This is a genomic window from Mycobacterium sp. GA-1841 (genome assembly GCF_001954135.1).
In the GTDB taxonomy this organism is placed as follows: domain Bacteria; phylum Actinomycetota; class Actinomycetes; order Mycobacteriales; family Mycobacteriaceae; genus Mycobacterium.
In genome coordinates this window covers 1-11,782 of sequence record NZ_MBEQ01000015.1, presented here as the reverse complement: position 1 = coordinate 11,782, position 11,782 = coordinate 1, and the positions used below count along the sequence as shown (strand labels likewise).

The following is an 11,782-nucleotide window of genomic DNA, read 5'->3' as shown; positions in this document are numbered from 1 at the left end:
TTCGGGGCTAGGCGTTGCATCGCAATCTTGGCCAATGAGGTGATGCTCGTCACCCGCCACGCGTCGGGTGATGTCCGCAGATTTCCCGACGCGCGTCGGGCCGCTGCGAACAACGAAAGAACAACGCTGTGATCGCCTACAACAAGTCGGCGTCGGCGAGTTCGGCCGACGACAGCGCGATCCGCCGGACCATGAGCACCAGCGTGCCCAGGAAGCGATCCACCGGGTCTTCGAAATCCCAACCCATCGCAGCCTGCACGCGAGCCAGGCGCGCCGCCACGGTGCTGTGGTGCACATGAAGTTCGGCAGCGGTGCGTCGCAACGATCCATAGACGAAGAAGGCCTCGGTCGTCTGCACATCCAGATCGCCGGAGGGCGTCGACGCGATCTCGTCGATCCGGACCACATCTCGGTTGCGGCGCACCCGATCGGCCGGGAGGTCGGCCAGCAACTCCAACGAACTCAGCCGCTCGTAGGCCACCACACGCCTGCCAAAACCGGTCGACGACGCGAACCGCAGCGCCCGCACGGCTTCGTTCCACGACGTCGAGGCATTGAAAGCACTTCCGGCAGAACCGATTCCGACCCAAGGGCCGGATGCCGTGTGCGTGCTGACCACCGCGGGAAACCGTTCGACGATGCGCTGCTCCAGCCGGTCCGAGAGCTCACGCATGTCGAAAGCGCCCTGGCACACGATGGCGGTGGCATTGCCGATCACCGCCGTCCGCACGGCCGCCGCGGGCAGTTCATCGGTGATGAACCGGACCGTTTCGGGCGGCGAATGGCCCGAAGCCGCCAGCACGCACGTCGGCCGAGTCTCGTCGAGCCCGAGCAGCCGGATGGCCCGAGCCCGGTCTTCGCGGTGTTCCTTGCCCGACAGCACGACCTCAAGCAACGCCGGGTCGCCCAGATGTGGGGTCTCACTCACGGATGGCCGCGCACCGAATCGCCGTACCAGCCGCCGCAGCCGGTCGAGCAACACCTGATCGAGTGGATGGCCAGGGCCGCCACGTTCCAACCACACGACGACGTCATTGCGATCCGGTGCCGGCACCGCGCGGTCGCTGGAGTCCGATTGTCCGGAGGCGTCGTATCGAACCACGGCACCGTCAGGCCAGCGGACGCCGACCGGACTCGCCGCGACCGTTGCGGCAAACCGCACAGCGGCGTCGACGTCGGCGGCCTGTTCCTCGAGCGCGTCGAACTGCCCGACGAGTCGCAGCACCGATGCGGGGTCGGTGCCCAGCTCGGACAACAAAACGGGCCCGTTGGTCACGATCGAAGCGTAGGCGCGCCTCGGCGCCGCGGGCCGTCCCGCAGCACACTCGCCACGCCATAGTGACGCGCGCCACGTCCACCACTCTTAGACGCGTCTTAGGGTTACCGATAACATCGGGACCCATGACGAGCGTTACCGAGCCGTCCGCCGAGCACCAGGTGGACATCCACACCACTGCAGGCAAGCTGGCTGACCTCAAGAGGCGGGCCGAGGAGACGCTGCACCCCGTCGGCGAAGCAGCCGTCGAGAAGGTGCATGCCAAAGGCAAGCTGACCGCCCGCGAGCGCATCCTCGCCCTGCTCGACGAGGGCTCGTTCGTCGAACTCGACGCGCTGGCCAAGCACCGCAGCACCAACTTCGGCCTGGAGAACAACCGGCCGCTGGGTGACGGTGTGATCACCGGCTACGGCACCATCGACGGCCGCGACGTCTGCATCTTCAGCCAGGACGCCACCGTGTTCGGCGGCAGCCTCGGTGAGGTGTACGGCGAGAAGATCGTCAAGGTCCAGGAGCTGGCCATCAAGACCGGCCGCCCCCTGATCGGCATCAACGACGGCGCCGGCGCCCGCATCCAGGAGGGTGTGGTCTCCCTCGGCCTGTACAGCCGGATCTTCCACAACAACATCAAGGCCTCGGGTGTCATCCCGCAGATCTCGCTGATCATGGGTGCCGCGGCCGGTGGCCACGTCTACTCCCCCGCCCTGACCGACTTCGTGATCATGGTCGACCAGACCAGCCAGATGTTCATCACCGGCCCCGACGTCATCAAGACCGTCACCGGCGAGGACGTCACCATGGAGGAGCTGGGCGGCGCCCACACCCACATGGCCAAGTCCGGCACCGCCCACTATGTCGCCTCCGGCGAGCAGGACGCGTTCGAGTACGTCCGCGACCTGCTGAGCTACCTCCCGCCGAACAACTACGCCGAGCCGCCGCACTACCCGGTGGCCCCGGTGGAGGGCTCGATCGAGGAGACCCTCAACGACGAGGACCTCGAGCTCGACACGCTGATCCCGGATTCGCCGAATCAGCCGTACGACATGCACGAGGTCATCACCCGCATCCTCGACGACGACGAGTTCCTCGAGGTGCAGGCTGGTTACGCCGGCAACATCGTGGTCGGCTTCGGCCGGGTCGACGGCCGTCCGGTGGGCATCGTGGCCAACCAGCCCACCCAGTTCGCCGGCTGCCTCGACATCAACGCCTCGGAGAAGGCCGCCCGGTTCATCCGGACCTGCGACTGCTTCAACATCCCGATCGTGCTGCTGGTCGACGTTCCCGGCTTCCTGCCCGGTACCGACCAGGAGTACAACGGCATCATCCGCCGCGGCGCCAAGCTGCTCTACGCCTACGGTGAGGCCACGGTCGCCAAGGTCACCGTCATCACCCGTAAGTCCTACGGCGGTGCGTACTGCGTGATGGGGTCCAAGGACATGGGCGCCGATGTGGTGGTGGCCTGGCCGACCGCGCAGATCGCCGTGATGGGCGCCTCGGGCGCGGTGGGCTTCGTCTACCGCTCGCAGCTCAAGGACGCCGCCTCCAAGGGCGAGGACGTGGACGCGCTGCGCCTGGAGCTGCAGCAGACCTACGAGGACACGCTGGTCAACCCCTACATCGCGGCCGAGCGGGGCTACGTCGACGCGGTCATCCCGCCGTCGCACACCCGCGGGTATGTGGCCAACGCGCTGCGGCTGCTGGAGCGCAAGATCATCCAGATGCCGCCGAAGAAGCACGGGAACATTCCACTGTGAGCGCGAGCGAGGCGACCGTGGCTGAACAGACCGAGGACGCGCAGAGCACCCAGCAAGCCGACCACGAGGCACACATCAAGGTGCTGCGTGGCGCGCCCACCGACGAGGAGATGGCCGCGTTGATGGCGGTGCTCAGCACGGCAGGCGGAGGCGCTGCCGAGCCGGTGCTGCGCGACCGCAACATGTGGGGCCATCCGGTCGACAAGCTGCGGTACTCGATCTTCAGCTGGCAGCGGGTCACGCTCTTGGAGCGCACCCACATGCGGCGCTAGTGATGGTCAGATGACCCGGGTCGTCCTGGGTTCGGCATCGACAGGCCGGCTTGGCGTTCTGCGCCAGGCCGGCCTCGATCCGTTGGTAGTGGTGTCAGGTGTCGACGAAGATGCGGTCATCGCCTCGTTGGCGGATGCCGCGCCGGAGCGGGTGGTCAGTGCGCTGGCTGCGGCGAAGGCCGACGAGGTACTCACCCGGCTGCCCGCGGCCGTCGCGGCGGACTGTGTGGTCATCGGCTGTGATTCCATGTTGTTTCTCGACGGCCGACTGTGCGGGAAGCCGGGAGACGTCGAGACCGCACGGCGCCAGTGGCAGACCATGGCCGGCCGGACCGCTCACCTCTACACCGGTCACGCGGTGTTGGCGGTCCGTGGCGGGTCGGTCACCGATCGTGTGGTCGACACCGGGATCACCGCGGTGCAGTTCGGCTCGCCGACCGAGGCTGATCTGCAGGCGTACCTGCACAGTGGCGAACCTCTCGGGGTGGCAGGCGGTTTCACTCTTGACGGGCTCGGCGGCTGGTTCGTCGACCGCATCGAAGGTGATCCGTCCAATGTGATCGGGTTGAGCCTGCCGCTGCTGCGCCGGATGTTGGCCGACGCCAGGCTGTCGGTCGCTCAGCTGTGGGAAGCCTCGGCGCGGCACTGAGGCTGTCGGCCCGGCCGCAGCACAAGAATCGTCACGCGGTACGCGGAATGCGCGTTCTCGCCGCCGGTCGGACCGAGGCGATGCGCGTCACCGGCTGTGATTGCCTGGCCCGACGGAGGAGTTCCATCTCGACGCGCCGGGGCTTGTCGGCGCCGACCGTCTTGGCGCCGACGCTGAGCCGACGCAGCCAGGCACCCGGTTCGATCAACGCCTCTTCCCAGGCCTGCGCGTTGCGCCAGTCCTCGATACCGATCGACGCGGCCGTGTCGCACAGCACGTCACCGAGTTCGCGCTCGAGAAGTTGACGTACCGCGTCAGCTCCGCGCCACGGATCGTTGATGAGCCAGGAGTGGTACGCGTCGGGTATCCGGTACAACGTCGCGTCGGCCTCGTCGGCCAGTTCGAGGGCACAGTCGAACGGCACGATGCCGTCACTTGCGCCGTGCAACACCATGGTCGGGATTTCCCGTTCCCGCAGTGCCCTGAGCAACGCGGCGCACTCCCCGGAACGCATGAGGGCCTGCGCCGCACCGACGAACCCGCTGGGCGGCAGGAATCTGCCCATCGACGCCGCCGTCAGCATCCGCAGATACCGGTTGACGGCTGCCATCTTCATGCGGATCGGGTCGCGGTACATGTCGCAGACCGCACCGAAGACCGTGCGAGCCATCTGAACTGGCGAGCGCATGACCGTCTCGAGAGCAGCGTCGAACGATGCCCCTGCGGCCGCGTCGAACAGCAGTGCCGCCAGGACGCGATCGGGCGCGGTCGCGGCCAGTTGGATTGCCATGCGGCCGCCCATCGAATGGCCGGCGAAGACTGCTCGCCGGATGCCGAGCGCATCGAGCGTACGCATCACGAGATCAGCGCGGTCGTCCAATTCTGCTGCGTCACAAGGTAGATCTCCGGTGTCTCCGTGGCCGGCGACGTCGACGGCCACCACGAGGAACCCGAGGGCCGCGATCCGGTCGAGCAGCCGCAGGTAATGGCGCCGGTTCAAGCCCAGGCCGTGCAGGAACACCATCGGTACACCGTGCCCACCGATCGAAACTCCTACCCGATGTCCGTCGTCGAGGTCGAGCACCTGGTGCGCGAACCGCACTCTCCGGCCCGCCAGATCGGTTGCCACCGCGTTCATCCCGACTCCTTCATTTCGCAAGCGGTATACCCCGCTGGCGCCACGGCAAACAGCGCAGGTCGGCGGTACGTTTCGGCCGCCGGTGCCGGGGTACTCCGCGCGCGAAACCACGCGAAGCCAAATGGAGGGAGCAGCGCATGGGCTTTCCCGATCAACAACAATCGGTGCCCGGCCTACAGAGCCGGATGAACCCGGTGCCCGACTGTGGCGAGGGCAGCTACCGCGGGTCCGGCAAGCTCGCCGGCAAGAAGGCCCTCATCACCGGAGGTGACAGCGGGATCGGCCGGGCGGTGGCCATTGCATACGCCCGGGAAGGGGCCGACGTGGCGATCGCCTACCTCAACGAAGACGAGGACGCGGAGTCGGTGGCGCACCTGGTGAAGGAAGAAGGGCGAACCTGCGTATTGATTCCCGGCGACCTGTCGGACCCCGAGCACTGCCGTACGGTGATCGCCCGCACGGTGGAGGAACTCGGCGGGATCGACATCCTCGTCAACAATGCGGCGTATCAGATGACGCACGAGACGTTGGAGGAAATCGACGACGAGGAATGGGATTACACGTTCAAGGTCAACGTGGGCGCCTACTTCCACCTGGTGAAGGCGGCGGTACCGCACATGGCCCCGGGCTCGTCGATCATCGGCAGCTCGTCGGTCAATTCGGACATGCCGTCACCGACGCTGGCCCCGTACGCCGCCACCAAGGCGGCGATCGCGAACTTCTCCGCGAGCCTCGCGCAGCTATTGGGCGAGAAGGGTATTCGGGTGAACAGCGTTGCGCCAGGGCCGATCTGGACTCCACTCATCCCCTCGACCATGCCATCGAAGAAGGTCCAGTCGTTCGGGGACGATACCCCGCTCGGCCGGGCCGGGCAGCCGGCCGAATTGGCGTCGACGTACGTGCTGTTGGCGTCCGACGACGGCAGCTACATCTCCGGGGCCCGGGTGGCGGTCACCGGCGGCCGGCCGATCCTGTGACGGGCGTGCTCACCGGTCGTCCGGGAGCTTGAGCACCTGATTCTCCCGGATCACCGACAGTGACAAGGTCCGGTAACCGTATCGGTCGAACAGTACGGTGAGCGTGTCGCGGTCGCCGCCCATCACCACCCCGGCGCCCCACTGAGCGTGTTCCACCGGGGTGTCGATCGGCACCGGTGAACTCCCGGCGTCCGCTGCTGCGTCGGGTTGCTCGCTGCACCGGTCGCAGTTGCCGCAGGGCTGCGACAGTTCTTCGCCGAAGTAGCCGAGCAGGTTCTGCCGCCGGCAATTCCTGGTTTCGGCATAGCCGCGCATCATCTCGACCCGACTCCGGTCGACCCGCTCGCTGCTCTCGGCGATCTCCACGGCTCGTCCGACCGCGGTCGCGACATCCTCATTACCGGCGCGAAAACCCTTGCGGCCGGACCTCACAGCGCGCGCCTGCTCCAACAGGTTGACGGCAGTGGTCAGTCGTCGGCCGCGGATGTCGAGGTCGGCGCGCAGATCTTTCAACCGTTTCGGCCCGCCCGCCGCCAGGGCCTGGTACACGCGGCGCAACAAGGTCTCATCCGGATGGTGCGTGCTGAAGAACCGGCCGAGGGAGAGATCTTCCGGTCGGTAGAACAAGCGGGCACAGGCCACCTCGCCGTCACGACCGGCCCGGCCGATCTGCTGGTAGTAGCTGTCCACCGAATCCGGCACCGAGGCATGCACCACCGTGCGCACGTTGGGCTTGTCGATACCCATGCCGAACGCCGATGTGGCGGCGACGACGTCGATTTCGTCGTCGATGAACTGCCGATGCACCCGGTCACGTTCACCGGCCCGCAATCCGGCATGGTAGGCCGCGACCGCAAGCCCGCGATGGCCCAACTCGTCGGCGTACCGTTGCGCGTCGGCTCTGGTCGATGTGTAGAGCAACACCGGTTTGTCCAGCGCCGCAACGCAGGACAGAACGGCGTCCCTCTTGTCGTCGTCGCTCGTATGGCGCTCGACCTCCAGCCGTAGATTCTCTCGATCGAAACCACTTGCGATGACCAGTGGGTCGCGCAGCCGCAACTGTTCGACGATCTCTCTGCGCACCATCGGTGAGGCCGTTGCCGTCAGGGCCGCGACCACCGGACGGCCGAGCCGCTCGATCACATCGCCCAGCCGCAGGTAGTCGGGACGGAAATCATGGCCCCACGCCGAAACGCAGTGCGCCTCGTCGACCACGATGAACGAGACATCCGCGGCGGCAAGACGCGAGACCGTCTCGTCCTTGGCCAACTGCTCCGGCGACAAGAAGACGTACTCGACCTCCCGGTGCTCCACGGCCTGCCAGTTTCTGTCGGTCTCTCCAGCCGACTGACGGGAATTGATCGCCACCGCCCGGGGCGCATCGACATCGGCGAGATGATCGATCTGATCGCGTTGCAGCGAGATCAGCGGCGAGATCACCACGGTCAGGCCGTCGGTCAGTACCGCGGGAACCTGGTAGATCGCCGACTTGCCGGAACCGGTCGACATCACTGCCAGCACGTCGCGGTGCGCCATGATGGCTTCCATCGCGGCCAGCTGTTCGGGATGTAGTTCGGACCAACCGAACGTCCGCTGGGCGATCTGCTCAAGCTGCGCGCGGATCTGGCCCTCGCTCATCGGATCGGCCACGGGGCAAAACCGTTGTATCTCAACGCGACTCCCTTCCAGTCCCGAAGCGTGGGTCCGCGTCACGTACCCGCTCACGGCCGGGAGAAACCGGCAGCGGGCGGTGGTGGTTCACGACGGAAACAGAACGCAGTGACCAAATTGCAACAATTCCAAAGCGCGGCGCGCCGTGGTCAAAGGCCCGGGGTCGCCCCGCTGTGCACCGACACTGGGCCAATGCCAGTCGAAGAGACAATGTGGGATGTTCGCGTCGCACGCGACTTCGAAACATGCGATCTGGAGCGGTTGCGCGCCGCATTTGCCGACATCATCACCAAGCGCCTGTCGCCGGGTAAGCGTCTGCTGCGGGTGGTGACGTGGTCTCAGAACGGCGGCTCACTGTTCCGCGCGAACAACGGTGCCCGCCGCTACGCCGTGGCCTACGAGGTGGCGTTCACCGCATAGGCGCGGCGTCGGGTACCGGCCCGGCGGTAGGCTCATGGTGTGCCGTTGCCTGCTGATCCCAGCCCCACTCTTGCCGAGTACGCCCACCCGGAGCGCCTGGTCACTGCCGACTGGCTGGCCAGCAACCTGGGCCGGCCCGGCTTGGCCATCGTCGAGTCCGACGAGGACGTCCTGCTCTACGACACCGGTCACATCCCGGGCGCCGTCAAGATCGACTGGCACCTGGACCTCAACGATCCCAACGTCCGTGACTACATCAATGGTGAGCAGTTCGCCGAGTTGATGGACCGCAAGGGCATCAGCCGCGACGACACCGTCGTGATCTACGGCGACAAGAGCAACTGGTGGGCCGCCTACGCCCTGTGGGTGTTCACCCTGTTCGGCCACCCCGACGTGCGGCTGCTCGACGGCGGCCGCGACCTGTGGGTCTCCCATGGCCGCGACACCACCCTGGAGGTGCCCACCCGGCAGTCCAGCGGGTATCCGGTCGTGGAGCGCAACGACGCTCCGATCCGGGCTTACCGCGACGACGTGCTGGAGATTCTCGGCAAGCAGCCGTTGATCGACGTGCGCTCGCCCCAGGAGTACACCGGCGAACGCACCCACATGCCCGATTACCCCGAGGAGGGCGCGCTGCGCGGCGGGCACATCCCCACCGCGAAGTCGATCCCCTGGGCCAAGGCCGCCAAGGACAGCGGACAGTTCCGCAGCCGCGCCGAGCTCGAAGACCTGTACAGCTTCCTGCGGCCGGAGGACGAGACGGTGGTGTACTGCCGCATCGGTGAGCGCTCCAGCCACACCTGGTTCGTGCTGACCCACCTGCTCGGGCTGCCCGGCGTGCGTAACTACGACGGCTCGTGGACCGAGTGGGGCAACGCCGTGCGGGTGCCGGTGACGGTCGGTCCCGATCCAGGTGACGCCCCGGGCGCCTCATGACTTCGATGCCGGCCGCCCTGGCAGAGGTCGTCTCCGACTTCCAGGAGGTGGCCGGCCAGGACAAATTGCAGTTGCTGTTGGAGTTCGCCAACGAGCTGCCGCCATTGCCGACCCACCTCGAAGAGGCGGCGATGGAGCCGGTGCCGGAGTGCCAGTCCCCGCTGTTTCTCGATGTCGACACGTCCGACCGCGCCAATGTGCGGTTGTTCTTCAGCGCTCCCCCGGAAGCCCCGACCACCCGCGGCTTCGCCGCGATCCTGGCCACCGGGCTGGACGGGCAGTCAGCCGACGACATCCTGGCGGTGCCCGACGACTTCTACACCGCACTGGGACTCGGCGCGTTGATCAGCCCGCTGCGGTTGCGCGGCATGTCGGCCATGCTGGCCCGGATCAAACGGCGACTGCGCGCGGGCTGAGGGCCCGACCGTTACGGGTCCGGGTACATCTTCTCGGTGAGTTTCGGGACGCTGACGAGCGGCGGTTCGACCGAGCTGTCGACGACGCGTGACGTTTCATGGACCTTGCGACCGATGCCCTCGCGGCAGCGTTCGGACTTCGCGAGGTCGCCGAGTTCTCCAGGCGCCCCGATCAATTCGGGATTCACCACCAGTGGCGCGTTCTTCGCCGCGACCGTCGGGGTGCTCCCGAACTTCCCGGCGTTGTTCCGCTTTCAGGTGGTCCGAGATGATCGATCCGCCAAGGGACAACGCGAGAAAGATCACGAAAACCCCACTGGCGCGGGTCATCCCGTAGGCGATGGCGCTGGGTTCGTTCGCTTCCGGGTTCTCGAACCTCCGGGACTGCGTGGATCCACCACACGCGCCGCGGTGCGGCCGCGACGATCCCGCCCACCAACACGCCGACAACGATGACGAAGATCCCCTCACCCACGGAGCAAGAGGAGTCGTGTGCGACGGCCGGCCGTGACCGCAATTCTGCCTGTCAGCAGGAGCGATGGAGCACCTGACAGATCCGAGCCGAAAGCTACTCACCGGTAACCGACACCGGTTTCAAAAGCCTCAAGGTGCGGCGCATAAACTGCCCGCGATAGATTCTTAAAGACGTTTCTTAGAGAACTGCCGAGGAGGCACCGTGGCCAACCACGCCAGCTCAAAGATCTCCAAGGTGCTGGTCGCCAATCGCGGGGAGATCGCGGTTCGGGTGATCCGCGCCGCCAAAGACGCCGGACTGGCCAGCGTGGCCGTTTATGCCGAACCGGACGCCGATGCACCGCACGTACGCCTGGCCGACGAAGCCTTCGCCCTGGGCGGCCAGACCTCAGCCGAGTCGTACCTGGTCTTCGAAAAGCTTCTGGATGCAGCCGCCAAGTCCGGCGCCAACGCCATCCACCCGGGTTACGGCTTCCTGTCGGAGAACGCCGACTTCGCTCAGGCCGTGCTCGATGCCGGACTGATCTGGATCGGGCCCAGCCCGCAGTCGATCCGCGATCTGGGTGACAAGGTCACCGCCCGTCACATCGCCGCGCGCGCCAAGGCGCCGCTGGTGCCGGGCACTCCGGATCCGGTCAAGGACGCCGACGAGGTCGTCGCGTTCGCCAAGGAGTACGGCGTGCCGGTCGCGATCAAGGCCGCCTTCGGCGGTGGTGGTCGTGGCATGAAGGTGGCCCGCACCCTGGAGGAGATCCCCGAACTGTTCGAGTCGGCCACCCGTGAGGCGATCGCCGCGTTCGGCCGCGGTGAGTGCTTTGTCGAGCGCTACCTGGACAAGCCGCGCCACGTCGAGGCCCAGGTCATCGCCGATACGCACGGCAACGTCGTCGTCGCCGGTACCCGCGACTGCTCGCTGCAGCGCCGCTTCCAGAAGCTGGTTGAGGAAGCGCCCGCCCCCTTCTTGACCGACGCGCAGCGCAAGGAGATCCACGAGTCCGCCAAGCGCATCTGCAAGGAGGCCGGCTACTACGGCGCCGGCACCGTGGAGTACCTCGTCGGCCAGGACGGCCTGATTTCCTTCCTGGAGGTCAACACCCGCCTGCAGGTGGAACATCCGGTCACCGAGGAGACCTCCGGCATCGACCTGGTGCGCCAGCAGTTCAAGATCGCCAACGGCGAGGCGCTGGACATCACCGAGGACCCGACCCCGCGCGGCCACTCCTTCGAGTTCCGCATCAACGGTGAGGACGCCGGCCGCGGCTTCCTGCCCGCCCCCGGACCCGTCACCCGCTACGACATCCCCACCGGCCCCGGTGTGCGGCTGGATTCGGGTGTCGAGGCCGGTTCGGTCATCGGTGGCCAGTTCGACTCGATGCTGTCCAAGCTCATCGTCACCGGCGCCACCCGTGAAGAGGCACTGGACCGGTCGCGCCGGGCCCTGGCCGAATTCCATGTCGAGGGTCTGGCCACCGTGATCCCGTTCCACCGGGCCGTGGTTTCCGATCCCGCCTTCATCGGCGACGGAGAAAAGTTCGACGTGCACACCCGCTGGATCGAGACCGAGTGGAACAACACGGTCGAGCCGTTCACCGGTGGCGATCCGATCGAGGAAGAGGACACCGTTCCGCGGCAGACCGTGGTCGTCGAGGTCGGTGGCCGTCGTCTCGAGGTCTCGCTGCCCGGCGATCTGGCGATCGGCGGTGGGGGGGGCGCCGCCGCCCCCCCCGGGGGGGGGGGGGGGGCGCCGCCCGCCCCCGGCGCGGGGGGGGGGGGGGGGGGGGGGGCGGGGGGGGGGGGGG

The 11,782-nt window shown here is 67.1% G+C and carries 12 protein-coding genes; 8 read left to right on the top strand and 4 right to left on the bottom strand.

The genetic code is table 11. The features are described from left to right. Positions 1 to 136: 136 nt before the first annotated feature. A complete protein-coding gene (locus tag A5740_RS03555; protein ID WP_076191550.1) occupies positions 137 to 1,276 on the bottom strand; it encodes a CdaR family transcriptional regulator in 1,140 nt (379 codons plus the stop codon). 125 nt (positions 1,277 to 1,401) lie between these two features. Here A5740_RS03555 and A5740_RS03550 point away from each other — a divergent pair, with 125 nt between their 5' ends. From A5740_RS03550 to A5740_RS03540, 3 genes are read left to right on the top strand one after another with little or no spacing between them, the layout of a single operon-like run. After that, positions 1,402 to 3,030, top strand: coding sequence for an acyl-CoA carboxylase subunit beta (locus A5740_RS03550; protein WP_076191548.1), 1,629 nt, complete (start codon positions 1,402 to 1,404; stop codon positions 3,028 to 3,030). Positions 3,031 to 3,047: 17 nt separating this feature from the next. Then, positions 3,048 to 3,302 carry an acyl-CoA carboxylase subunit epsilon gene (locus tag A5740_RS03545; RefSeq protein ID WP_076191769.1) on the top strand — a complete coding sequence of 85 codons (255 nt, stop codon included), beginning with the start codon at positions 3,048 to 3,050 and terminating at the stop codon, positions 3,300 to 3,302. Positions 3,303 to 3,312: 10 nt separating this feature from the next. Then, positions 3,313 to 3,951: a nucleoside triphosphate pyrophosphatase gene (locus A5740_RS03540; RefSeq protein WP_076191546.1), complete on the top strand. Its 639-nt coding sequence runs from the start codon at positions 3,313 to 3,315 to the stop codon at positions 3,949 to 3,951. Between the two features lie 31 nt (positions 3,952 to 3,982). Here A5740_RS03540 and A5740_RS03535 read toward each other — a convergent pair whose 3' ends face one another. Then, the gene (locus tag A5740_RS03535; protein WP_076191545.1) at positions 3,983 to 5,089 is read right to left on the bottom strand and encodes an alpha/beta fold hydrolase; all 1,107 of its coding nucleotides are present in this window, start codon (positions 5,087 to 5,089) and stop codon (positions 3,983 to 3,985) included. 137 nt (positions 5,090 to 5,226) lie between these two features. On the opposite strand from A5740_RS03535, the gene A5740_RS03530 reads away from it, so the two are divergent. Then, on the top strand, positions 5,227 to 6,066 hold the full coding sequence (locus tag A5740_RS03530) for an SDR family oxidoreductase (protein ID WP_076191543.1): 840 nt from the start codon (positions 5,227 to 5,229) through the stop codon (positions 6,064 to 6,066). Positions 6,067 to 6,075: 9 nt separating this feature from the next. Here the strand turns inward: A5740_RS03530 and A5740_RS03525 are convergent, their stop codons facing one another. After that, positions 6,076 to 7,704, bottom strand: a complete 1,629-nt coding sequence (locus A5740_RS03525; protein WP_076191767.1) for an ATP-dependent DNA helicase RecQ — start codon at positions 7,702 to 7,704, stop codon at positions 6,076 to 6,078. Positions 7,705 to 7,929: 225 nt separating this feature from the next. Here A5740_RS03525 and A5740_RS03520 point away from each other — a divergent pair, with 225 nt between their 5' ends. The 3 genes from A5740_RS03520 to A5740_RS03510 are packed head-to-tail and all read left to right on the top strand — an operon-like array spanning position 7,930 to position 9,509. Continuing rightward, positions 7,930 to 8,157, top strand: a complete 228-nt coding sequence (locus A5740_RS03520) for a hypothetical protein (protein ID WP_231965657.1) — start codon at positions 7,930 to 7,932, stop codon at positions 8,155 to 8,157. Between the two features lie 39 nt (positions 8,158 to 8,196). Then, complete coding sequence (locus A5740_RS03515; protein WP_076191541.1) at positions 8,197 to 9,093, top strand: sulfurtransferase; 897 nt, start codon at positions 8,197 to 8,199, stop codon at positions 9,091 to 9,093. Beyond that, positions 9,090 to 9,509 (top strand): SufE family protein, encoded by a 420-nt coding sequence (locus A5740_RS03510; protein ID WP_076191539.1) that lies wholly within the window; start codon positions 9,090 to 9,092, stop codon positions 9,507 to 9,509. Before A5740_RS03515 ends, A5740_RS03510 begins: the two co-directional genes overlap by 4 nt. A gap of 11 nt (positions 9,510 to 9,520) precedes the next feature. Here A5740_RS03510 and A5740_RS03505 read toward each other — a convergent pair whose 3' ends face one another. Then, positions 9,521 to 9,700 carry a hypothetical protein gene (locus A5740_RS03505; protein ID WP_076191537.1) on the bottom strand — a complete coding sequence of 60 codons (180 nt, stop codon included), beginning with the start codon at positions 9,698 to 9,700 and terminating at the stop codon, positions 9,521 to 9,523. A 485-nt stretch (positions 9,701 to 10,185) separates the two neighbouring features. Here A5740_RS03505 and A5740_RS03500 point away from each other — a divergent pair. Next, on the top strand, positions 10,186 to 11,782 hold a 1,597-nt coding region (locus tag A5740_RS03500; RefSeq protein WP_254849066.1), incomplete at its 3' end, for an acetyl/propionyl/methylcrotonyl-CoA carboxylase subunit alpha.